Genomic DNA, 22138 nt, shown 5'->3' with positions numbered 1-22138 from the left:
GGGCGGTTCTCCCGACGTCGCGCGCTCTGCCGGTCAGCCGGGGGGCCGGCGGTCATCGGCATGGCGGGGGCCCGGCTCGCGGTCCGGGGGCGGAGTCGGTCGGTGGTGCGGTGGGGGTTCAGCTGTGGTGGTCGGAGGTTCTGCTGCTTAAGTCGGTCTCCACGTAGTAGCGCTGGGCCCTGGTGGGGACGATCTCCTCGAGGATTTCGGCGATCTCGCCGCGACGGGTCCACGTCTCGCGCGTCCAGCGGAAGACGGCCGTGCCCGCGGGCAGGCCGAACAGGCCGGCCTCGGCATCGGCGAGCGCGTACGGCTCCACGTACATCCTGGCCCGGACCAGTTCCACGCCGCGGTCGCGGAGGTAGGCGTGCGTGGTGAGGGGACCTAATGGCTGGTCGAGCAGGTCGGGTGCCAGCCGGAAGGGCAGCACGTGCACCTCGGTGTGCACCAGGTGGCCGTCCGCGCCGAGCTTGTGCCGCTCCATCTGGATGACGGCCTCCTCCCCCGGCACGCCGGGCAGGCGCAGGCGCGCGCTGCGCGCGGGCATCACCTGCGCCGCGATGACCCGATGGTCACCCTGCGTCTCCGGCCCCTGGATCAGCAGGCCGGTGAAGCGGAGGAGGTTGTGCTGTCCGATCGCCTGGGCGACGAAGCTGCCGCGCCGGCGGAAACGCACGATGAGGCCGGCGTCGGCGAGGTCGCGCAGGGCCCGTTGCACGGTGATGCGGGAGACCCCGAACTCCTCGCAGAGCTCGGCCTCAGTGGGGATCCGGGTGCCGGGTCCCCACTGGCCGGTTCTGATACGTGCCTCCAACGCCCTGCGGATCCGCACGTGAAGAAGGAGGTCACGTTCTGACATGTCACAATACTGTTTTGTATTGATTAGTTATGTCAATAGAAGATTAGACATAACTTATCGTCGTTCGCCGTGGTGAGCTTTTGACTCGTGGGCGCGCGAATCCGCAGGTCCAGAGCCTTCCCCCGCCCGCCGCCCTGCGGCAGCGCCGGCGGTGGCAGGCCCTCGCCAGAACCCACCCGCCCACGCGCTAGAGCTTGTGCGCCTCGGCATACAGGCGCAGATGCTCGTTTTCGCGCACCGACCTGATCAGGTCACGCACCTCACTCACCTGTCCCGCGTTCAGGGATCTGGCCGGCCCGGTCAGGCTGCTGCACCCGGACGCCGTCTACGTCACCGACGGCGGCGGCGGGGTCGCCGCGATGCGCAAGCCCGTCTACGGTGGTGAGCGCGTCGCTGAGGTGATGGTGCGCGTGGGCCGCCAGTGGCGTCCGGACCGCATCGACCTCGTCGAGGTCGGCGGTGAGCTCGCCCTGGTGTGCCACCGGGAGGGCCGTGTCTACTCCGTGGACACGCTGCAGATCACAGACGGTCTGATCAGTGCGTACCGCAGGGTCATCAACCCGGACAAGCTTTCTCACGTCTGAGCGGTCACACCCCGAGGGGCTACCTCGTCTCCCTGATGAGAACCCCAACGGGACAGACGAAGGAACGCTCGTGAGCAGATGAGATCGATCATGCCGGTCGGTATGCGTTCACCTGCTGCGTTCCTCCGACGACGAGCCGCGATGCGCCCCGCGGGTGAACGGGCCGCGCGCTCGAGCGCCCCTCCCCAGGAAGGACCTTTGTGCAAGCCATCACTGTCCGAGACCGTGAAGCCGGTCTCGCCGGGCTGTCCCTGACGGACATGCCCTACCCCCACGCGGCCGAGAACGACGTCATCGTGCGGGTGCACGCCGCGGGCTTCACCCCTGGAGAGCTGGACTGGCCGGCCACGTGGACCGATCGCGCAGGCCGCGACCGGACGCCGAGCGTGCCCGGGCACGAGTTGTCGGGTGTCGTCGAAGAGCTGGGGTTCGGCACGACCGGCTTGAGTGTCGGCCAGCGGGTGTTCGGCCTGGCTGACTGGACCCGCAACGGCTCACTGGCCGAATACACCGCGGTGGAGGCCCGCAATCTCGCGCCGCTGCCGGCGGACATCGACCACACCCTGGCCGCCGCACTGCCGATCTCCGGGCTGACCGCCTGGCAGGGCCTGTTCGACCACGGCCGCCTGGCCACAGGCCAGACCGTCCTGATCCACGGCGCCGCGGGCGGCGTCGGCTCGATCGCGGTACAGCTCGCCCGCGAGGCCGGCGCCCGTGTCATCGGCACCGGCCGGTCCGCCGACCGGGACAGGGCGCTTGCCCTGGGCGTCGACACCTTCCTGGACCTGCAGACGGAGAAGCTGGAGGACGTCGGCGAGGCCGACGTCGTGCTCGATGTGATCGGCGCAGACATTCTCGACCGATCGGCCGCCCTGGTCCGGGCCGGCGGCACGCTCGTCACCATCACCCGGCCGCCCAAGGTTCAGCCCAAGGACGGGCGGGCGGTCTTCTTCGTCGTCGAACCCGACCGCGCCCGGCTCACCGAGCTCGCCACGCGAATGAGGGACGGCCGGCTCAAGCCGGTCGTCGGCGCCGTGCGGCCGCTCGCCGAGGCACCCGCCGCGTTCGCCCCCGCCACGCGCACCCGGGGCAAGACGATCATCCGCGTCACAGAAGACTGAACAGGAGACCCATCATGATCGGAATGCGGATCGCCGGTGCCCTGCTGGCCGTCGCCACGCTGACTGCGGCCACGCCCCGCTCCACCTCGGACCAGCCCGCCCACGCCACGACGCCGACCGCGGCAGTGACATCGAAGCACCCCGCCGAAACCCTCAAGCCACTACTCGAGCAGAGCCTGCCGAATGTGAAGGGCAAGACGTTCACCTCGGCGATCGTCGACTTCCCGCCCAACGCACGTGCGAGGCCGCACCGGCACGGCAAGGCGTTCGTCTACGCCTACGTCTTGGAAGGCACCGTGCGCAGCAAGCTCGCCGGTAAGCGCGTGAGCACCTACCGCCAAGGCGAGAACTGGGTCGAGCAGCCGGGCGCCCACCACGTCCTCACCGAGAACACCAGCCGGACCAAACGGGCCAAGCTCCTGGTCGTCTTCGTCTCCAACACCGGAGACAAGCTCAAGGTCGACGACCCGAGGTCGTAGTGCGTCGTACGCAGCGGGCGGCAACGTGCCCGCACGATCTCACCGCCCCTGCCGGAACACAGACCATACGCTCATGAACCGGGTTGGCATCACAGGCGGACTGTTCGCGCGCCCATGGTGGTCGGCGGGAAGGCACGGATGAAGGACGAGAACACCAGAAGGGCCAGCGACCTGCCGCTGGGCGTCTTCGATACTGCCCCGGCGGTTGTGGCGGTGTTCAGCGGTTCCGATCATCGGCTGATCTACATGAACGACGCCTACCAGGAGATCGTCGGAGAACGCCCGCTCGGAGCCCCGGCCAGGGAAGTGTTTCACGACATCACCCACGAGAGATACTTCACGCTGCTCGATCAGGTCAGGGAAACGGGAAAGGCCGTCAGCCTGAAGGAGATCCCGTTCGAGTACCGCGATCACCCGCTGGCGGGACGGGAGCGTTACTCCTCGGTCAGCGTGTCGAGGATCTCACTGGAGAACGGTGAGGAAGGCGTGATGATCACGGCCGTGGAGGTCACGGACCAGGTCGAGTCCACACGGCTGGGCGGCTCCATCGCCGCGGAGCGGGACAGGTTCCTGCAGCGCTATCAGAGCCTGACCCAGCTTGAGAGGCAGGAGATCTGGGTGTCCGATTCCAGGGGGGAGGTGATCGAACCGTGTCCCGGCTGGCACCGGTTCACCGGGCAGCCGTGGGAGGAACACCGCGGTCACGGCTGGCTGAATGCCGTGCACCCCGATGACCGCGAATCCACCAAGACCAAATGGCTCGAGACGGTCGAACGGGTGGGTGACTGGGACTACGTCTACCGCCTGAAGACACGCGACGGCAGCTATCGGCATGTTCGCCTACGCGCCGTACCCGTCGTCGAGGGCGGTGAGGTGGTCGAGTGGGGTCGGCACCTTCACCGACGTCGAGCAGGAGTGGCAGGAGGAACGCCGCAAGGAACTGCTCGACCGGGCCGCCGCGGCCACCGCCGACCTCGGGAGCCTGGATGAGGTGGTGCGCACGCTGGCCGACGTGATCGTGCCCGCGCTGGCCGACGTGTGCGGCATCTTCCTGCTGCCGGAGTTCGAGGGTGAGTCGATCCAGCTGCCCTTCGTCGCTGAGCGCCTCATCAGCATCGCGCGGACCGGCATCCCGCCGGTGGTAGGCCCGCAGGCGATCGACGAAGAGCGCGATTTCGTCACGGTGATCAGGACCCGCCGCCCGATCCTCCGGGTCTTCCCCAAGGGAAAACCGCCACCGGGCAGCATGCCGCCGGGCGCCGAGGACTACGCGGCCGGCACCGAACTCAACAGCGTGGCAATGGTGCCGGTGATCGTGGACGGCGCGGTGGCGGCGGTGGTGGCCGCCGGGCGCTATGGGGACCGCGAACGGCTCAATCCGGATGATGTCGATCTGCTGGGCCGGATGCTGGCTCACGCGCATGTCCATCTCAGCAACGCGATGCGGTTCCAGCGTACCCAGCGCGTGGCCCTGGCGTTGCAGAAGTACCTGCTCCGAGACCCGCCGCGGGTGCCGGGGCTGGAGATCGCCGCCCGGTACCGGGCCAGCGCCACCTCGGCGGAGATCGCCGGCGACTGGTACGACTGCTTCGTACGGCCCGACGGCTCGACCGTGCTGACGATCGGCGACGTGGCCGGCCACGACCTGGCGGCGGCGGTGATGATGAGCCAGCTGCGCAACATGCTCAGAGGGCTGGCGATGGACCGCCAGGAGCCTCCCGGTGACATCCTGCGCCGTATGGACGTCGCCACCGAGTTGCTGGACGGCGAGGGCACGGCGACCTGTATCCTCGCCCACTTGGAAGGGCCGGACAGCGGCGTCTGGTCGCTTCATTACTCAGTGGCCGCCCAGGGCGCCAAGGTCGACGGGTTGTACGCCGGCCGGCCCGCCATCCCGACCGGACGGCTGATCCTGGACGCCGTAAGCCTGGGGGTGCCTACCGCTGCGGGGCCGGACACCATGAAGACGACCGGCTCGAACGTCAGGTGAGCGTTTCCAGAATCTTGACCGCCGCGGTGGCTCCGTCCTCGGCGCGGATCCGGTGCCTGAGCACCTCGGCACGCTCGGCCAGGGCGCGGTCGGTGACGGCCACCTTGATGGCGGCGGCCAGCCCTTCCGGCGTCAGGCGGCGCTGCGGCTGGGGCGTCGGCGCGACGCCCGCCGCGTGCATGCGGCCGGCCCAGAACGGCTGGTCCGCGACGAAGGGGCAGACCACCTGGGGACGTCCGGCCGCCAGCGCGGCACCGGTGGTGCCGCCGCCTCCGTGGTGCACGATCGCGGCCGGCGTCAGGTCGCGACGCCTGAGGCCGGCCGACCGCGGCACGGGCATCGCGGCCCCCACGAGTTCGAGGTCTCCGTCCCCCGGCCCGGCGAGAACCCCGGCTGGATCGACGCCCAGCTCGCGGCCATGCGCGATCCGCGCACCGACACCGAGGCGCTGCTCGCCCGGCAGGAGAAGGGCAGGGAGGAGGCCTGGGCGCGCTTCGCCCTGACGAACGTGGGCTGGAGCCCGATGTTCGCGCGCGCCGCCGCCGTCGTGACCGACATGGGCGCGCCGCTGTCACACGCCTCCATCGTGGCCCTCGAGCTGGGCATCCCCGCCGTGGCCGGCACCGGCAACGCGACCATGCGTCTGCACGACGGCGACCGCGTCCGGGTGGACGGCGAGCGCGGCACGGTCGAGCTCCTGACGTGACGGACCCCAGACCCTCGGCCCGGAGGACTCACGAGCGCTCGTCGGCCCGCGGCCTAGGCTGTGCTCATGGACATCGCCACGGCGGCCAAGCTCTGGGACGCCGAGCCCGGCTGGCTCAACACCGCTTCCTACGGCCTGCCCCCTCGCCGCGCCTACGAAGAGCTCCAAGCCGTGCTGACCCAGTGGCGGCACGGCAGCAGTGACTGGAAGCCCTGGGACGCCTCCGTGGGGCGGGCGCGCGCGGCGTTCGCGCGCATGATCGGCGCCTCCGCCGCCGACGTGGCCGTGAGCTCGACCGTCTCCCAGATCATGTCGGTCGTGGCCACCGCGCTCCCGCCGGGCGCCCGCGTGGTGGTGCCCGAGGTGGAGTTCACCAGCAACCTGTTCCCGTGGGCCGTCGCGGCCGACGTACGCACGGTGCCGGCCGACCGGGTGGCGGACGCCATCACCGCCGGCACCGACGCCGTGGCCTTCAGCCTCGTCCAGTCCGCCACCGGGTACGTCGCGCCGCTCCAGGACATCGTGGCCGCCGCCCGCGCCCACGGCACGCTGGTCATCGCCGACGCCTCGCAGGCCTGCGGCTGGCTGCCGGTGGACGTCGCGGGCATCGACGCGCTGGCCTGTGCCGCGTACAAGTGGCTCATGTCGCCGCGCGGCGCGGCCTTCGGCTACCTGTCGCCCGCCCTGCGCGAGCGCATGCGCCCGCTGGCCGCCAACTGGTACGGCGGCGCCGACGAGGGCGGCTCCTACTACGGCCCGCCGTTGCGCCTGGCCGGCGACGCCCGCGCGTTCGACCTGTCGCCGGCCTGGTTCTGCTACGTGGGGGCGGCCCCGGCCATCGAACTGCTCAACGAACTCGGCGTCCAGCGCGTCCACGACCACGATGTCGCCCTCGCCAACCGGTTCCGCGCCGGTCTGGGCCTGGAGCCGTCCGACACCGCCATCGTCGCCGTGGACGCCCCCGGCGAGCGGCTCGCCGCTGCGGGCATCAGAACAGCCGTACGCGCTGGAAGGGTACGCGCCAGTTTCCACGTCTACAACACCGTCGAGGACGTCGATCGCGCCGTCGCCGCCCTGACCTGACCTGCCGGGCTCCGGCTGCTCACGAGATCGCGACGCGGGCCGCGCAGCTTCCGCGCGGCGGCCACGCTACTCCTGCTGATCCCGCTTGTTCCCATCCGTCGCGTCGCGCGTGGGAGACGCAGATCACATTCGGTTGGCTGTGACATCTCGCAGGACTGTGTCGTCGGTGGGGTGTAACAGCAAACACGACAAGGAGAACAGCGTGGACGCCCGTCTCAACTTCCTCGGCAACCCGATCGCGGCGAAGCTTCTGAAGCACGTACTCTCCGCGGGCAAGGTCATGCAGGATTCGACCTTGCCCGCCACGACACAGGAGTTGGTGTCACTCCGCGTCAGCCAGATCAACGGCTGCGCCGTCTGCATCGACATGCACACCAAGGAAGCCGCGCACGCGGGAGAAACGTCGGTACGCCTCAACCTGGTGGCGGCCTGGCGGGAGGCGACGGTCTTCACCGACGCCGAGCGGGCCGCCCTGGAACTGGCCGAACAGGGCACCCGCATCGCCGACGCGGCCGGTGGTGTCACCAACGAGGTCTGGGCCAACGCCGCCAAGCACTACGACGAGGACGAACTCGCCATCCTGGTGGGCCTCATCGCCATCATGAACACCGTCAACCGCCTGAACATCATCGTCCAGCAGCCCGTCGGCGACTACCAGCCAGGCCGGCGGGGATAACGACACCGCGTCGCCCCGGGGACGAACTCCGGCAGCCCTCCGGCCTTCCTTCTTGAGGTCGCGCGCGTGTTCGGTGTTTCGTCCGACCTGGTGAGAGCAGATGCGACCAAGGGAGTCGGCAACACGATGACCACCCCATCCGATCCGAGCCTGAGCGTGATCATGAGCGAGCGGCGTCAGCTGATCAGTCTCGCGTACCGGCTCCTGGGCTCGCTGGCCGAGGCCGAGGATGTCGTGCAGGAGACGTACGCCCGCTGGTACGCCATGTCCCGGGGGCAGCAGGAGGCCATCGAATCGCCCGGCGCCTGGCTGACGACGGTGGCCAGTCGCATCTGCCTCGACCTGCTCGGCTCGGCACGGGCCCGGCGCGAAAGGTACGTGGGCGAATGGATCCCTGAGCCGCTGCCCGATCGTACGGAGTGGGCCAACGGACGACCGGCAGACCCGGCTGACCGGGTCACCCTCGACGAGTCGATCAACATGGCCTTCCTCGTCGTGCTCGAATCGATGACCCCGGCCGAGCGCGTCGCGTTCATCCTGCACGACGTCTTCCGGTATTCCTTCGCCGAAGTAGCCGAGATCGTCGGCCGTACCCCGGCGGCGTGTCGCCAGCTGGCCTGGTTGGCCCGCCGCCGGGTTCAGGCGTCGCAGGCTCCTGCGGCTCCCACTGCCCAGCACGCCGACATCATCAGGGACTTCAAGCAGGCCTGGGAGGCCAAGGACATCGACGCCCTCATCGGCCTCCTCGACCCCGACGCCACGGGGACCGCCGACGGCGGCGGCCTGGTCAGCGCCATGCTCCGCCCGATGGAAGGCGGCGAACGGATCGCGCGCGCCTTCGTCACCGTCGCCGGCGTGGCACCCGACCTGACGATCTTGGAGCGTCGTGTCAACGGTCAGCCCGGTCTGGTGGTTCAGCAGAACGGCGTCACCGTGGTGGTACTGGCGTTCGACGTCGTAGGCGAACGGATCAAGCGCATCTGGTCGGTACTGAACCCCGACAAACTCCGGCCTTGGACAACGGGCTGACGCGAGGAAAGGAAGCAATTGATGACTATGACGGAGCAAGGAATGGGTTCGCTGGCCGGGAGGGTCGCGGTCGTGACCGGGGCGGGGTCCGGTATCGGCGCGGCGACCGCGGCAACGCTGGCGGCCCGGGGAGCGCGGGTGTGCTGCGCCGGACGTAACCTCGAGAATGTGGAGCGGACGGCCGAGAAGATCGCGACTGCTGGTGGCGAGGCCTTCGGGATGCGGGTCGACGTGGCATCGCCGGAGGACAACGATGCGATGGTCCGCGAGACGGTCGCCCGTTACGGTGCCGTGCACATCGCCCATCTCAACGCCGCGACAGGGCACTGGGCCGGTGTTCTGGACTACCCGCTGGAGGAGTGGGACCGGACGATGGCGGTCAACCTGCGTGGTGTGCTGCTCGGTCTGCAGGCAGCGGGCCGGGCGATGCGCGACGTGGGTGGTGGCTCGGTTGTGGTCACCTCGTCGGCGGCCGGGCTCACCGGTGTTCGGATGTCAGCGGCGTACGCGGCGTCGAAGCACGGTGTACTCGGTTTGGTCAAGTCGGCAGCCCTGGAGCTGGGGCCGGTCGGTATCCGGGTCAACGCCGTCTGCCCGGGCTACATCGCCAGTAACGATCTCACCAGGAAGATCGGCGAGGAGCTCGGCGTCGCCAGCCGATTTCCGCTGGGCCGGCCGGGGCGCAGCGAGGAGGTCGCCAACCTGGTCGCGTTCCTGGCCAGTGAGAGCGCGTCGTTCATCACCGGCAGCGTGTTCACCATCGACGGCGGCTGGCTGGCCGGCGGCATCGAGCTCGGGGATGATGCCGAGGGTCGAACAACCGGCGACGACCGGATCGCCGCCATTGCCAACACGAACTCGTAGGACTCGTAAGAGCGCCTGGACCAAACGTGCGAAGACCGACACCGCAGGCTGACGGCCCAAGTCGGATGGCCCAGGGGAATCCCACCCCTGGGCCGCATTACCACGAACTCCCCGTCACCAGGTGACGGGGAGTTCGTGGGCGCCGTAGACGACGGCGTCGGTCTTGAACGGCAGGTCCTCGACCGGTGCGGCGAGCCGCAGGCTGGGGATGCGGCGGAACAGGGTGTCGAAGACGATCTGCAGTTCCATCCGGGCCAGGTTCTGGCCGAGGCACTGGTGCGGGCCGAATCCGAAGGCGAGGTGGTGGCGGGCTCCGCGCTCGACATCCAGTTCGGCCGGATTCTCGAACACCGAGGGGTCCCAGTTGGCCGACAGGCCCGAGACGATGACGCCCTCGCCGGCCTTGATGCTCACCCCGCCGATCCGCACGTCCTCGGTGGCCAAACGGGAGGTGACCAGGTCGGTGATGGTGAAGTAGCGCAGCAGTTCCTCCACGGCCATGGGCGTCTTGCCCGGGTCGGCCGTGATCAGAGCCAGTTGCTCTGGGTGGTTGAGCAGCCCGATCACGCCGAGCGAGATCATGTTCGCCGTCGTCTCGTGTCCGGCGGTCAGCAGCAGGAAGGCCATGCTCACCAGGCCCGCGTGGTCGAGGGCGCCCTCCTGACGTCGCCGGGCGATCTGCCGGCTGATCAGGTCGTCGCCGGGTTCGGACTCCTTGCGGGTGACCAGGTCGTCGATATAGGCGCGGAGTTCCGTGAGGGCTCGCCGGCGGTCCTCCGGCGACGAGGTCCGCCGCAGCCCCACGGCGGTGCGGCTTTGGAAGAAGTCGTGGTCGGTATAGGGCGCGCCGAGCAGTTCGCAGATCACCAGTGAGGGCACCGGCAGGGACAGCGCCTGCACCAGGTCGACCGGGCGCTGGTCGGTGGCGAGCATGTCGTCGATGAACCGGTCGACGATGTCCTGGATCCGCGGGCGCAGCGCGTCCAGCCGCTTCAGGGTGAACTCGCCGATCATCGGACGCCGGGCCGCGGCGTGTTCCACGCCGTCCATGCCGATCATCAACGGTGCCTGGCCGCGGAGTTGCCGCAGGGTCGCCGCATCGGCGACGAAGAACGGGAAACCGTCCTTGCGCCGGTCGGAGGAGAAGCGGCGGTCGGCGAGGATGGCACGGCCTTCCTCATGCCCGGACACCCACCACCCCTCGGCGCCGCTCACCAGGCGGACCTTGTTGATCGGCGCCTGCTCGCGCAGTCGCTCGTAGGCGGCGGGCGGGGCGAACGGGCAGCCCCGCTCGACCGGCAGCTCCAGGCCGGCGAGTTCGCCGGCAACGCTCTTCGTCATGAATGATCTCCCAGTAATAGGTCTGGCTGAGTTTGTTCGGGGCTCTTCTGGAGTGAGGCCGGACGCAGTGTCTGGTCAGCCGCGGCTGTTGCGCCAGCGGTATTCATCGCAGGGTGAGCGGGGTCTCGGATGCGATGCGGGTCAGTTTCTCCGGGTTGCGGACGTAGTAGAGGCCGGTGACGCGGGCGTCCTCGACACGGATCGCTATGACGCCGTCGATCTCGCCGTCCACCCGAAGGACGAGTGCGGGGTTGCCGTTGACCACGGTGGGGTCACCGGTGAGCGCGACCTGGGCCCTGCCCAGGCCGCCGACGATGAAGCGGGCCACCTTCCCTGCACCGTTGATCGGCCGCGTCGAAGCCCGCTTGACGCCGCCGCCGTCGCTGAGCAGGACGACCTCGGGGGCGAGCACGTCAAGCAGGCCCTGCAGGTCCCTGGTTTCGAGCGCGCGCCGGACCGACTCCAGAGCCGCCCGGGCCTCGTCAGGGGAGATCGCCTCCCGAGGGCGGCGGGCTTCGACGCGCCGGCGGGCGCGGTGGGCGATCTGGCGGACGGCCGCAGGGCTCTTGCCGACGGCGGCCGCGATCTCGTCGTAGCCGACGGCGAAGGCCTCGCGCAGTACGAAGACGGCGCGCTCGGTCGGCGAGAGCGTCTCGAGGACGAGCATGAGCGCCATCGACACACTCTCGGCGAGCTCGACGTTCTCGGCCACGTCCGGTGCGGTGAGCAGGGGCTCGGGCAGCCAGGGGCCGACATACGCCTCCTTGCGGCGCCTCATGGTGCGCAGCCGGTTGAGCGACTGCCGGGTCGTGATCCGGATCAGGTAAGCGCGCTGGTCGCGCACCTGCCCCAAGTCGACCTTGACCCACCGCAGCCAGGTCTCCTGCAGGACGTCTTCGGCATCGGCCGCCGATCCGAGCATTTCGTACGCGACGGTGAAGAGCAGGTTACGGTAGGCGACGAAAGTCTCAGTCGCCGCGTTGGTGGCGTGGTCACTCATATCTCGCCCCTTCTCCTTCGACGGCCGGTCCTGGATGCCTGGCTAGGCTGTCCGCTCAGCGGTGGGCAGCCCCCCGCCGCGCTTGGCCCGCAGCAACTCCTGGCGCTTGTCATCCTTGACCCAGGTGTACGAACCGGGCTTGCGTGCCTCGTTCGCCAACTGCTTGACCACGCCCCTGCAACCGATCTCCTTGATCTTCGCGCCAAGGCGGCCGCCGATGTAGAACCCCTTCGCGGTGTCATCCTTGGAGGCGAACTGTGCGGTGGCGGCGCGACGGCCCAGGCCGATGCACAAGCCGGCGAAGCCCAGGTTGATGGGCGCGGGTCGCTCACCCGCGATCCGGCTGAGCACCGTGTCGGCGGCGTGCGCGCCCAGCGGCTCGGCGGCATAGCAGCTCATCCGCAGCGGCAGGTCTGACGGTGCCGCCGAGTCCCCAGCCGCGACGATGCGCACGTCGTCCACGCTCATCAACGTCTCATCCGTGAGCAGGCGGCCCAAGGCGTCGGTGCTCAGCCCGCTGCGCGCGGCCAGGTCCGGCACGCCGAACCCGGCGGTCCAGATGGTCACCTCGCTCGGCACCTTGCGGCCGTCACTGAGCTGCACGTCATCGCGGGTCACAGCCGTCACCTTCGCGCCGGGACCGTCGAGCACGATCACACCGAGTTCGGCCAACCGCTTGGCAACCGAGCGCCGACCCCGAGGGTGCAGGTACGGACCGAGCACCTCTCCGCACACCAGGGTCACCCTGCGGCCCAGCTCCGCCAGCTCGGCGGCGGTCTCGATGCCGGTCGGACCCGCTCCGACAACCGTCACCGCGGCCGTGGCGGGCGCGGCGTCGAGGACCGGCCGCAACCGCTGCGCCTCCTCCAGGCCGGCGATCGGGTAGGCGAACTCGGCCGCTCCGGGCACACTCGGGTCGGCGCTGCCACTGCCCACTGCGTAGATCAGGTAGTCGTAGCAGACCGTGCCGCCCGTCGCCAACGTCACGCTGCGTTCGGTGGCGTCGATCCGTGTCACGGTGTCGACCACCAGGCCGATGCCCTCGGCCAGGATCTCTCGGTAGTCGACGACCGCGTCGTGGGACCCGCCAACCAATTGGGGCAGGCGGAGCCGCTCGACGAAGGCCGGGCGCGGGTTGATCAGGGTGACTGTCACGTCGTCACGCTGCGTCAGGCGATTGGCCGCCATGACGCCGGCGTATCCGCCACCTATCACGACGACATCGGTGTTCTCAGTCATGGTGTCTCCTCCGTTTCCAGGGGTTCGGCCTCAAGACACCGCGTGGTCGATCGTTGTGACAGCGTGTGAGACAGATCACTCCAGGCCGGAAGGACCCGCCGGCGCGTGTTCTCCTCCGTCGCGGGCTGGGCAGGACTCGCTTCGTCGGCCACGATCAAGGGGGGACCGGATGGCGGTCAACGTCACTGTCTGGAGCGAGAACTACCACGAGCCGCGCGAGGAGGAGGTGCGCCGCCGCTACCCGGACGGCATCCACGGCGCGATCGCGGCGGGCCTGGCGGAGGTGCTGGGCGAGCGCGTCCGCGTGCGTACCGCCGTCCTGGACGAGCCGGAGCACGGGCTGACGGACGAGGCGCTGGCCGCGACGGACGTGCTGACCTGGTGGGGGCACCTGGCTCACGAGGAGGTGGACGACAAGATCGTGGATCGGGTACGCCGTCGCGTCCTGGGCGGCATGGGCCTGCTGGTGCTGCACTCGGGCCACTACTCGAAGATCTTCCGTACGCTGATGGGCACCACCTGCACCCTCACCTGGCGGGACGGCGGCGAGCGGGAGCTGGTGTGGACGGTGGCCCCGGCCCACCCCATAGCGCGCGGCGTCCCCCGCCCGCTGGTCATCGGGCGCCAGGAGACGTACGGCGAGCCGTTCGACATCCCGCAGCCCGACGAACTGGTCTTCGTCAGCGCCTTCGGCGGCGGCGAGGTGTTCCGCAGCGGCTGCTGCTACCGCCGCGGCCTGGGAAGGATCTTCTACTTCAGCCCGGGCGACCAGAACTACCCGGTCTTCCACCACCCTGACGTGCGGCGCGTGCTGGCCAACGCGGTCCTGTGGGCCGCCCCGGGCGACGGTGTGGGTGAGCCTCCGCGGAACGCCCACTCCCCCATCCAGTGGTAGGAACAGCGCAGCGGATTTCCCGGACGCCCTCCGCTCGATAACGCGGACGATCCCACCGGCAGCACCATCGCACCTGGTCGACGGACCTCGGCCCGCTGACGCGGACACGGGCAGACGGAGGTTCGCCGTGTCCGATCTTCCCCAGCGCCCTTCGCTGGAGCATCTGCGCAAGCAGGCCAAGGCCCGCAAGCACGCCCGTGGCATCGCGCTGAGCCGCGCCCAGTTCGAGATCGCCCGCGAGTACGGCTTCGCCGGCTGGCCGAAGCTCGTCCAGCACGTACGCGTCGCCGCGCTGGAGGGCGTCGAGCGCGCGCTCGTCCTGGCCGACGCCCCCGCCCTGGCGTCGCTCCTCGCCACCGGCCCGGCAGCCGCCACCGAACCCGTCGGCGGCCTCCCGCCCCTCCTGGTGCTCCTACGGCACGCCACGGACCCCCGGCCGCCCGCCACCGACATCAGCCCTGACGCGGGCACCGACGCCGGGGCTCGCGTTGCCGGTTTCCGAGCGCGGGTCCGGGAGTGCGTCAGGTTGCTCCTGGACGCCGGCGCGGATCCCGCGGCGCACACCGTCGAGTGGGAGGGGGAAGGCCGCAGGACCGCGCTGTTCGACGCCGTGGAGCGCGGTGACCTGGCGCTGGCAAAGCTACTGGTCGAGCGCGGCGCGCCCCCGGACGAGGACGCCTTCTACCACGCCTGCGAGCGGTCCGGCACCGCGTTCCTCGACCTGCTCCACCAGCCGGGGTTCGACCGCATGGTGGTGCGCAAGCTGGACTTCCAGGACGCGACCGGGCTGCGCTGGTTCCTCGATCGCGGCGTGGACGTGAACGCGTGCCGCGCCCTGCATCACGCGATCGTCCGCGGCCGGGGGACGACCATCCTGACGATGCTGCTGGACGCCGGCCGACGTGAACCTGCCGTGGGACCGCTGGGACGTGGGCCGGCGCCCACTGGCACTGGCCGCCCGCAGCGGGCACCTGGCGGCGTACGAACTGCTGGCCGCCCGTGGCGCGAGCGCCGAACTCGACCCGGTGGACGCGGCGGTGCTGGCGGTCGCGCGCGGCGAGTCGGCGCGCCTGCCCGCCGCGCCCCCACCGGCCCTGGGGATCCCGGACTCCGGCGACTTCGGCTGGGTGCTGGGCCAGTTCGCGCTGCTCGGCCGCGCCGACGTGGTACGGGCGCTGCTCGACGCCGGGATGGCGGTCGACACGCGGGGCTGGAGCAACTTCACGCCGCTGGATCAGGCGGCGATGCACGGCCGTACGGCGACGGTACGGTTGCTGATCGAGCGGGGGGCGGATCTCGACGACCGCGCGTTCGACGACGAGGGGCCCACACCGCTCGACTGCGCGTTGTGGGGGCTGCGCGACAACCGCGCGGACGACGGCGACTATCGGGGCACGGTCGAGGCTCTGCTGCGGGCGGGCGCACCGACCCGCCTGGGCCCGCCGACCGGCGATCCGGCCATCGACGCGCTCCTGCGCCTACGGTAGGCGCCCGAGCCCGCCCCGGAGGAGGGCCGGGGCGGGCTCGGGCGGGTCGGGGTCAGCTGATCTGGCTGGGTTGTGGCCATTCCGTGCCGACGGCGAAGTGGTCGTGCCACTTCGCCGGGCCCGGCAGGAAGCGGTCGCCGTCGGACGTGGCCACGTACACGTCGGCGGCGTCGCCCCGGGTGAAGGCGATCACGTCGGCGCGGCCGTCGCCGTCGAAGTCGCCGACGCCCGGCACCTGGTCGCCGCCCGCGAAGCCGTCGTGCCACTTCCAGCCGTCCTGCACGAACCGGCCGCCGTCCGAGAGCGACACGTACACGTCGGCCGACGTGCCACGGGTGAACGTGGCGACGTCGTCACGACCGTCACCGTCGAAGTCCCCCACCGCCGGGATCTCGCCGCCCTGCGCGAAGCGGTCGTGCCACCGCCAGCCGTCCTGCCGGAACACGCTGCCGCTGGACAACGACACGTACACGTCGGCCGACGTGCCACGGGTGAACGTGGCGACGTCGTCACGACCGTCACCGTCGAAGTCCCCCACCGCCGGGATCTCCTCGCCCTGCGCGAAGCGGTCGTGCCACTTGCGCGACCCGGCGAACCCGGTACCGGTCGACAGTGCCACGTACACGTCGGCGGACGTGCCACGGGTGAACGTGGCGACGTCGTCACGACCGTCACCGTCGAAGTCCCCCACCGCCGGGATCTCGTCGCCGGCGGCGAAGTAGTCGTGCCACTTCCACGACTGCTGCACGAACCTGCCGCCGTCCGACAGGGACACGTAGACGTCGGCGGCGCTCCCCCGGGTGAACGTCACCGCGTCCTCCCGCCCGTCGCCGTCGAAGTCGCCGGTCAGGGCGATCTCCTGGTCGGTGGCGAACAGGTCATGCCATTTCCAGGCGTCCTGCGCGAACTTCCCGCCGTCGGACAGCGAGGCGTACACGTCGGCGGCGCCGCCCCTGGTGAACGCGAGGGCGTCGTCCCGGCCGTCTCTGTTCAGGTCGGTGCGGGTGGGCGTGCCGGCGCGGCCGGACACCTGGCCGAGGTCGGTCGTGCGGCCGGACAGGTCCACCGCCACCACCCGGTGGTACCAGGTGGCGCCGGCGCGCAGCGGCCCGTGGGTGAAGCCGGGCGTCCTGGTGGTGCCGAGCAGTGTGCCCTGCGCGCCGGAGGAGGTGGAGCCGTACACTCGGTACTCGCGGATGCCGAGGTCGTCGACCGGCTCGCGCCAGGTGAGGTGCAGCGCGTGGTCGGTGCCCCCGGCCAGGGCAGGGGCCCCGGCCGCCGAGGGGGCCCGCGCGTCCTCGTGCTGGGCCGGGATCAGGCTGTCGGCGGCGTAGCGGGCGGCCGTCCACGGCGGCGCGCCGGCCACGGGCCGCAACTCCACCCGGACCACCTGCTTGCCCGCGATCACGCTCGCCGGCAGCGAGAACGTGTCCGCCAGCCAGCGCTGCGTGGCGTTGCCGAACGGCTGACGCCACTCGCCGACGTCGGTCCCGTCGACGAGGACCCGCGCCGCCTGGTAGCCCGCGGCCTGGTCTGAGGTACGCCGCAGGAGCACGCCCGCGTTGTCCCTGTCCACACCGAGCAGGAACGAGATCGGGCCGGAGGTGGCCCGCGTCACGCCGCGTACCGTCTGGTGGTCCTCGTCGCCCTCGTACACGGAGGTGAGGGTCGCCTGGGTCGCGGTGCCGGTCTCCCGGTACTCGTGCTCGGCCCTGCTGGTCGCGTCGCCCACGTCGAGGACACTGGCGCGGTGCGTGCCGAAGTGGGGCTGGGTGTAGAGGAAGGCGGTGGAGCCGTACGTGGCGGGCGCGTCGTTCTGGAACCCGTGCTCGATGCCGAACCGCAGCGCCGTGGAGTAGTCCACAGCGTCCGACAGCATGAGCCGGTACGCGGCGTCGCATTCGTACGAGCAGCCGCCGCCGTTCCTCTCGTGCGCCGGGTTGCCGTTCATGGGGTTGGAGAACGTGCCGCGGTTGAAGTACCAGCCGCCCTCGTAGAAGTCCTCGGCGCCGGTGCCGTGGATCTGCGGGGTGAGCGCGGCGTCGACGTACACCCGTTCGTCGCCTTCGAGGTACTGCCGCGTGTTGCCGGCCGTGACGAGCCCCTGCATGGTGTGGTTGACGCCGACGAACTTGCCGCGTCCCGTACGGTCGGCGAACATCCAGTCGGCGTCACGTACGACCGCGCCACGCCGTGACTCGGTGGTGAAGTAGCCGGCGGTGCCGCCGGGCACCAACGCTTCCGCCCACGCCGGGTCGGCCGCCGAGGTCACCTGCGCCTCGATGCCGCTCAGCGTGCGTCCCGTGGTGTTGACCAGGCTCACCTTGGCCCCGGTCCGGTACGGCATCGGCCACCAGGTGGTGTACCAGCCGCCGGGCGCGGTGTCCATGGCGAACAGCAGCGACCGGGCGGGATGCTCGCCCAGCCCGGACCCGAAGAACTCGCCGACCGGCGAGTCCACCGTGCCCCGCCCGTCGAACTCCAGCCGCAGCCGCAGCCCGGCCAGCGTCTCGTCGTCGTCCAGGGCGTCCGGCACCCTGACCCGCAGCGCCGAGATCGATCCGGGCCCGGTGAGCGCGGCCAGCTCCCGCTGCTGCCCGGCGGACAGTGTGGCCTGCTGGGTGCTGGTCACCGCGCCGGGGCGGGCCGGCTTGGGGTCGCGCGTGCCGGACGCCCGCAGCAGGTCGATCACGTCGGTGGCGGGGTCGGCGGGGTCGAACCGCCGCACCCCTTCCGCGTCGGCGAAGTGCCGGTAGGTGACGTGGTGGAAGAGCGGGTTGTGCTGCAGGGTGACGCGCATCGACGCGCGGTACGGCATCGGCACCTTGATGTGGACGCCACCCGAGGTCTGGTCGGCGTTGGCCACCAGCGGGTGGACGAACGGCGCGCCCAGTTGCCCGTTCACCAGCGCCTGCAGGGACGCGGAGACGACGACCGCGCCGTCGAGTTCGATGGTGATGGCGCCGGTGGCGGACACATCGCCCTCGTCCCTGGTGAACCAGATGGAGGAGATCTCGCCGGGACCGGTGTCCTCGGCGATCACACAGCCGCTGCCCGTGGTGCGCAGGCATGAGTGGTGGCCGTCGAAGCCGTCGTGGATGTTGCCGCCGGCGCGGTCGAAGCTGGAGAACTGCCTGGTCTGCGTGCCGGGGCTGAGGTGCGGGAGCCGGTCGAGGCGGCGCAGGACGTCCCAGCCGACGGGTCCCTTGTCGGGCGCGGCCGCCGCGACGGCCTGCTGAGGCGTCGCGGCGAGCGCGGTGGCGGGCACCGCGGCGAGCACTGTGGCGGGCGCCGCGGTCAACAGGCTCGCCGCGAGCGCGGCGAGCAGCTTTCTATGGTGTCTCACAGGGTGGTCTCCCCGTTCATGCCGAAGAAGTCGTGCCACTTGCCGCCGCCCGCGAAGGCGGTGCCGCTGGACAGGCTGACGTAGACGTCGTTGGTGGCCCCGCGGGTGAACGTGACGATGTCGTCCTTGCCGTCACCGTCGTAGTCGCCCGTGTACGGGAACTCGCCCGCCGGAGCGAAGAACTCGTTCCACACCCTCGCCCCACCGAAGCCGGACCCGTCCGACAACGCCACGAACACGTCCGCGCCGGTGCCGCCGGTGAAGGCCGCGATGTCGGCCTTGCCGTCACCGTCGAAATCGCCCACCCGCGGCTGCTCACCCGCCGGCGCGAACCAGTCGTGCACCTTGACGGCCGGGGCGAACGACGTGCCCGTGGACAACGCCACGTAGACGTCCGCCGTGGAACCCTGCGTGAAGACGATCAGGTCGTCCTTACCGTCACCGTCCACGTCACCCACCGCCGGAAACTCCACGCCGGGAGCGAAGAAGTCGTGCCACCTGCCCGCCGTGCCGAACGAGGTGCCCGTCGACAGGGCCACGAACACGTCCGCGTTCGTCCCCCGGGTGAACGTCACGATGTCGTCCTTGCCGTCACCGTCGAAATCGCCGACCGCCGGCACCTCACCGCTCACCGCGAACCAGTCCTGCCACTTCGCGCCTGCGCCGAAGCTCGTGCCGGTAGAAGTCGCCACGTACACATCGGAGTTCGCCCCGTGCGTGAACGCCACGACGTCGTCCTTGCCGTCACCGTCGAAATCGCCCGTGTACGGCGTCTCACCGCTCGGCGCGAACCAGTCGTGCCACTTGACCGACGTGCCGTCGAACCTGGACCCGTTCGACAGCGCCACGTACACGTCGGAGTTCGCCCCGTGCGTGAACGTGACGACGTCGTCCTTGCCGTCACCGTCGAAGTCGGCCGGCGAGCCGCCGAAGACCGAGCCGCCGTTGACGAGCTGCATGTAGTAGTCCCAGTTCCAGTGCGGGCCGGGGTCGGTGTGGTCGTTGCCCGGCAGCTCGTTGTGGCCGACGATGTGGGCCCGGGTGCGCGGGATGCCGTGCTTGTCGGCCAGGTGGCGGGTGAGCGCGGCCGACGAGCGGTACATCGCGTCCGTGAACCACGAGGGGTTGTCGACGTAACCCTCGTGCTCGATGCCCAGGGCCTCGGGGTTCGCGCTGCGGGCGTGGTAGGCGGTGTCGCCGTCGCGGACCATCTGCGTGACGTCGCCGTCGGAGGAGCGGATCACGTAGTGGGCGCTGACCCCGGAGGCCGGGTTCTGGAACCAGCTGATCGAGCCGGCGTACGAGCCCTGGGTGACGTGGACGACGATGTACCGGATGGGCTTGGAGCGGCCGGCCTGGTAGTTGCCCGGGGCGGCGGCCACCCAGTGCGCGGGCGGGTAGTCGGCGCTCTGAACGCCCACGTCCGCCGCCTTGGCGTCGCCGGTGGACCGGCCCAGCGGGGTGACCCGCTCGTAGCGTCCGCGTTCTGGCTTGACCGCGCGCGGCGACACCCTGATCTTCTCCTCGCCGGTCGCCGTGAGGCCGCCGGCCAGGAGGTCGTACACGGTGTCCGCGTACAGGCGGGCGACCTGGTCGTTCGCCGCGCCGCCGTAGCGGGCGACGACCGGGTACCAGGCGTCGGCGCGGCCGCGCTGCGCCGCGCTCAGCCCGACCTCGTCGGCGAACGCGCGCAGGACCGCCGCGCCGCCCAGGATGTTCGCGGCGGTGTCACTCTTCAGCTTCGCCACCGGCTCGCCGGTCAGCTCGGCCGCCTGCTCCAGGGTCTTCCGCTTGGGGTTGCTCACCAGGTGCATCACGCCGTAGCCGTTGTCGGCGCTGGGTTCGCCGTCGTGGTCGTCGAGCCGGGTCTCCCCATAGCCGATCGCGACGAGCAGGTCTCGCGGCACCTGGTACTCGGCGGTGGCCTTGGTGAAGGCCGCGGCCATGGTCCCGTCCGGGGCGGAGGCGAGGGCCGGGATGCCGGCGGCGAGCAGGCCCGAAGCGGCCAGCAGCACGGACAGGGCCGCGCCGCGTAGGCGTTTCCACTGCATTGTCAGCTCCTAGAGGGAAGTCTCGCCATTGAGGCCGAAGAAGTCGTGCCACTTGCCGCCGCCCGCGAAGGCGGTGCCGTCGGACAGGCTCACGTAGACGTCCGAGGTGTTGCCCCGGGTGAAGGTGACGATGTCGTCCTTGCCGTCCCCGTCGTAGTCGCCCGTGTACGGGAACTCGCCCGCCGGAGCGAAGAACTCGTTCCACACCCTCGCCCCACCGAAGCCGGACCCGTCCGACAACGCCACGAACACGTCCGCGTTCGAGCCACCGGTGAAGGCCGCGATGTCAGCCTTGCCGTCACCGTCGAAATCGCCCACCCGCGGCTGCTCGACTCCGGGGGCGAACCAGTCATGCACCTTGACGGCGGGAGCGAACGACGTGCCCGTGGACAACGCCACGTAGACATCCGCCGTGGAGCCCTGGGTGAAGACGATCAGGTCGTCCTTGCCGTCACCGTCCACGTCACCCACCGCGGGGAACTCCACGCCCGGAGCGAAGAAGTCATGCCACTTCACTCCCGCGCCGAAGCCGGTGCCGGTGGAGGTCGCCACGTACACGTCGGCGCTGTTCCCTCGGGTGAACGTGGCGATGTCGTCCTTGCCGTCCCCGTCGAAGTCGCCGACGGCCGGGATCTCGCCGTGCGGGGAGAAGAAGTCGTGCCACTTCGCGCCGCCGCCGAAGCCCGTACCGGTCGAGGTGGCCACGTACACGTCCGCGCTGGTCCCGTGGGTGAACGCGACGACGTCGTCCTTGCCGTCCCCGTCGAAGTCCCCCGTGTACGGCGTCTCACCGCCGGGCGCGAACCAGTCGTGCCACTTCACCGAGGTGCCCTCGAACGCCGATCCGGTCGACGGGGAGACGTACACGTCGGCCAGCGCGTTCTGGGTGAAGGTGATGATGTCGTCCTTGCCGTCACCGTCGAAGTCGGCGGGCGAGCCGCCCAGCGTCGCGGCCATCCGCCTGGCCTCGTCGAGGAGCCCGCGCGCCTTGGCCTCCTCCTGGTCGTAGCGGTAGGGGTAGCCGGAGCGCTGGACGCTCTGCGCGAGCTGGCCGGCGGTGTAGCCGGGGTTCTGCCGGTCGTTCCTGACGGCCTGGAGGAAGAACTGGGTCGCGGCGTACGCGACGTCCATGATCTGCTCCGGCGTGCCCCAGCCCTGCGTGGTGCGTTGCTGGAAGACGCCGAGGGAGTCCTTGTCGCCGCAGTTGACGTTGTTCATGTGGGACTCGACCCAGCCGGCCTCGAATCCCGCGAGCATCACCTTGTCGTTGGCGTTGTGCTGGCGGCCGACCCGGTAGACGGTGAGCGTCACCCACGGGTCGTGCGAGGCGGGCACGGCGCAGGCCGCGAGCAGGTCGGCGTTGGCGCGGTGCCGGTCGGGGTCGGGGG

At 70.5% G+C, this 22138-nt stretch carries 21 protein-coding genes; 12 read left to right on the top strand and 9 right to left on the bottom strand.

Features of this window, described 5'->3' with window-relative positions; all coding sequences use genetic code 11:
- Nucleotides 1–118 precede the first annotated feature (118 nt).
- Nucleotides 119–859, bottom strand: coding sequence for a GntR family transcriptional regulator (locus ITP53_RS40165; RefSeq protein WP_195900706.1), 741 nt, complete (start codon nt 857–859; stop codon nt 119–121).
- A gap of 194 nt (nt 860–1053) precedes the next feature.
- Here ITP53_RS40165 and ITP53_RS40160 point away from each other — a divergent pair, with 194 nt between their 5' ends.
- The 5 genes from ITP53_RS40160 to ITP53_RS40140 all read left to right on the top strand — a co-directional run bounded on the left by ITP53_RS40160 (nt 1054) and on the right by ITP53_RS40140 (nt 5033).
- Nucleotides 1054–1443: a sigma-70 family RNA polymerase sigma factor family protein gene (locus tag ITP53_RS40160; RefSeq protein ID WP_207757094.1), complete on the top strand. Its 390-nt coding sequence runs from the start codon at nt 1054–1056 to the stop codon at nt 1441–1443.
- A 200-nt stretch (nt 1444–1643) separates the two neighbouring features.
- Entirely contained in the window at nt 1644–2564 is a 921-nt protein-coding gene (locus ITP53_RS40155) for an NADP-dependent oxidoreductase (protein WP_195900705.1), read from the top strand.
- A gap of 14 nt (nt 2565–2578) precedes the next feature.
- Entirely contained in the window at nt 2579–3043 is a 465-nt protein-coding gene (locus ITP53_RS40150; protein WP_195900704.1) for a cupin domain-containing protein, read from the top strand.
- 138 nt (nt 3044–3181) lie between these two features.
- Nucleotides 3182–4033, top strand: coding sequence for a PAS domain-containing protein (locus ITP53_RS58395; RefSeq protein WP_236051671.1), 852 nt, complete (start codon nt 3182–3184; stop codon nt 4031–4033).
- 1 nt (nt 4034) lies between these two features.
- A complete protein-coding gene (locus tag ITP53_RS40140; RefSeq protein WP_328817305.1) occupies nt 4035–5033 on the top strand; it encodes a PP2C family protein-serine/threonine phosphatase in 999 nt (332 codons plus the stop codon).
- On the opposite strand, the gene ITP53_RS40135 is transcribed toward ITP53_RS40140, so the two are convergent.
- Nucleotides 5026–5316: a glycosyltransferase gene (locus ITP53_RS40135; protein ID WP_195900702.1), complete on the bottom strand. Its 291-nt coding sequence runs from the start codon at nt 5314–5316 to the stop codon at nt 5026–5028. The two genes, ITP53_RS40140 and ITP53_RS40135, sit on opposite strands and share 8 nt — an antisense overlap.
- Here ITP53_RS40135 and ITP53_RS59715 point away from each other — a divergent pair.
- From ITP53_RS59715 to ITP53_RS40110, 5 genes are all read left to right on the top strand, one after another.
- Nucleotides 5308–5739 carry a PEP-utilizing enzyme gene (locus ITP53_RS59715; RefSeq protein ID WP_328817301.1) on the top strand — a complete coding sequence of 144 codons (432 nt, stop codon included), beginning with the start codon at nt 5308–5310 and terminating at the stop codon, nt 5737–5739. The genes ITP53_RS40135 and ITP53_RS59715 overlap by 9 nt on opposite strands.
- Before the next feature lie 66 nt (nt 5740–5805).
- Nucleotides 5806–6822, top strand: a complete 1017-nt coding sequence (locus ITP53_RS40125; protein WP_195900701.1) for an aminotransferase class V-fold PLP-dependent enzyme — start codon at nt 5806–5808, stop codon at nt 6820–6822.
- 202 nt (nt 6823–7024) lie between these two features.
- The gene (locus tag ITP53_RS40120; protein ID WP_195900700.1) at nt 7025–7498 is read left to right on the top strand and encodes a carboxymuconolactone decarboxylase family protein; all 474 of its coding nucleotides are present in this window, start codon (nt 7025–7027) and stop codon (nt 7496–7498) included.
- A gap of 126 nt (nt 7499–7624) precedes the next feature.
- On the top strand, nt 7625–8527 hold the full coding sequence (gene sigJ / locus ITP53_RS40115) for an RNA polymerase sigma factor SigJ (RefSeq protein WP_195900699.1): 903 nt from the start codon (nt 7625–7627) through the stop codon (nt 8525–8527).
- A 27-nt stretch (nt 8528–8554) separates the two neighbouring features.
- Nucleotides 8555–9391 carry an SDR family NAD(P)-dependent oxidoreductase gene (locus ITP53_RS40110; protein ID WP_207757093.1) on the top strand — a complete coding sequence of 279 codons (837 nt, stop codon included), beginning with the start codon at nt 8555–8557 and terminating at the stop codon, nt 9389–9391.
- A 114-nt stretch (nt 9392–9505) separates the two neighbouring features.
- Here the strand turns inward: ITP53_RS40110 and ITP53_RS40105 are convergent, their stop codons facing one another.
- From ITP53_RS40105 to ITP53_RS40095, 3 genes are all read right to left on the bottom strand, one after another.
- Nucleotides 9506–10732 (bottom strand): cytochrome P450, encoded by a 1227-nt coding sequence (locus ITP53_RS40105; protein ID WP_195900698.1) that lies wholly within the window; start codon nt 10730–10732, stop codon nt 9506–9508.
- Between the two features lie 103 nt (nt 10733–10835).
- The gene (locus ITP53_RS40100; RefSeq protein WP_195900697.1) at nt 10836–11732 is read right to left on the bottom strand and encodes an RNA polymerase sigma-70 factor; all 897 of its coding nucleotides are present in this window, start codon (nt 11730–11732) and stop codon (nt 10836–10838) included.
- Nucleotides 11733–11774: 42 nt separating this feature from the next.
- Nucleotides 11775–12971, bottom strand: coding sequence for an NAD(P)/FAD-dependent oxidoreductase (locus tag ITP53_RS40095; RefSeq protein WP_195900696.1), 1197 nt, complete (start codon nt 12969–12971; stop codon nt 11775–11777).
- Between the two features lie 169 nt (nt 12972–13140).
- Between ITP53_RS40095 and ITP53_RS40090 the strand changes: the two genes are divergently transcribed.
- Nucleotides 13141–13866, top strand: a complete 726-nt coding sequence (locus ITP53_RS40090) for a ThuA domain-containing protein (RefSeq protein ID WP_195900695.1) — start codon at nt 13141–13143, stop codon at nt 13864–13866.
- Between the two features lie 640 nt (nt 13867–14506).
- On the opposite strand, the gene ITP53_RS56395 is transcribed toward ITP53_RS40090, so the two are convergent.
- Complete coding sequence (locus ITP53_RS56395) at nt 14507–14707, bottom strand: hypothetical protein (RefSeq protein ID WP_207757092.1); 201 nt, start codon at nt 14705–14707, stop codon at nt 14507–14509.
- Nucleotides 14708–14768: 61 nt separating this feature from the next.
- On the opposite strand from ITP53_RS56395, the gene ITP53_RS56390 reads away from it, so the two are divergent.
- Complete coding sequence (locus ITP53_RS56390) at nt 14769–15353, top strand: ankyrin repeat domain-containing protein (RefSeq protein WP_207757091.1); 585 nt, start codon at nt 14769–14771, stop codon at nt 15351–15353.
- 52 nt (nt 15354–15405) lie between these two features.
- On the opposite strand, the gene ITP53_RS56385 is transcribed toward ITP53_RS56390, so the two are convergent.
- The 3 genes from ITP53_RS56385 to ITP53_RS40065 form a co-directional block, all read right to left on the bottom strand.
- The gene (locus ITP53_RS56385) at nt 15406–18699 is read right to left on the bottom strand and encodes a DUF2961 domain-containing protein (RefSeq protein ID WP_207757090.1); all 3294 of its coding nucleotides are present in this window, start codon (nt 18697–18699) and stop codon (nt 15406–15408) included.
- Complete coding sequence (locus ITP53_RS40070) at nt 18696–20750, bottom strand: N-acetylmuramoyl-L-alanine amidase (RefSeq protein WP_195900694.1); 2055 nt, start codon at nt 20748–20750, stop codon at nt 18696–18698. The genes ITP53_RS56385 and ITP53_RS40070 overlap by 4 nt, the downstream gene beginning before the upstream one ends.
- Before the next feature lie 9 nt (nt 20751–20759).
- On the bottom strand, nt 20760–22138 hold a 1379-nt coding region (locus ITP53_RS40065), incomplete at its 5' end, for an FG-GAP-like repeat-containing protein (protein WP_195900693.1).

This window comes from Nonomuraea cypriaca (genome assembly GCF_015645445.1).
GTDB lineage: Bacteria > Actinomycetota > Actinomycetes > Streptosporangiales > Streptosporangiaceae > Nonomuraea > Nonomuraea cypriaca.
This window is presented reverse-complemented; position numbering and strand designations above follow the sequence as displayed.

Bases quoted from the DNA above. Each gene is read 5' to 3' on its own strand.
- ITP53_RS40105 (WP_195900698.1), bottom strand. From the start codon at position 10,732: ATGACGAAGAGCGTTGCCGGCGAACTCGCCGGCCTGGAGCTGCCGGTC.
- ITP53_RS40070 (WP_195900694.1), bottom strand. From the start codon at position 20,750: ATGCAGTGGAAACGCCTACGCGGCGCGGCCCTGTCCGTGCTGCTGGCC.
- ITP53_RS40150 (WP_195900704.1), top strand. From the start codon at position 2,579: ATGATCGGAATGCGGATCGCCGGTGCCCTGCTGGCCGTCGCCACGCTG.
- ITP53_RS40100 (WP_195900697.1), bottom strand. From the start codon at position 11,732: ATGAGTGACCACGCCACCAACGCGGCGACTGAGACTTTCGTCGCCTAC.
- ITP53_RS40125 (WP_195900701.1), top strand. From the start codon at position 5,806: ATGGACATCGCCACGGCGGCCAAGCTCTGGGACGCCGAGCCCGGCTGG.
- sigJ (WP_195900699.1), top strand. From the start codon at position 7,625: ATGACCACCCCATCCGATCCGAGCCTGAGCGTGATCATGAGCGAGCGG.
- ITP53_RS40110 (WP_207757093.1), top strand. From the start codon at position 8,555: ATGACGGAGCAAGGAATGGGTTCGCTGGCCGGGAGGGTCGCGGTCGTG.
- ITP53_RS56395 (WP_207757092.1), bottom strand. From the start codon at position 14,707: ATGCAGGGCGCGGCACGCGTTCACGTCCACGCCGCGATCGAGGAACCA.
- ITP53_RS58395 (WP_236051671.1), top strand. From the start codon at position 3,182: ATGAAGGACGAGAACACCAGAAGGGCCAGCGACCTGCCGCTGGGCGTC.
- ITP53_RS40165 (WP_195900706.1), bottom strand. From the start codon at position 859: ATGTCAGAACGTGACCTCCTTCTTCACGTGCGGATCCGCAGGGCGTTG.
- ITP53_RS40090 (WP_195900695.1), top strand. From the start codon at position 13,141: ATGGCGGTCAACGTCACTGTCTGGAGCGAGAACTACCACGAGCCGCGC.
- ITP53_RS40095 (WP_195900696.1), bottom strand. From the start codon at position 12,971: ATGACTGAGAACACCGATGTCGTCGTGATAGGTGGCGGATACGCCGGC.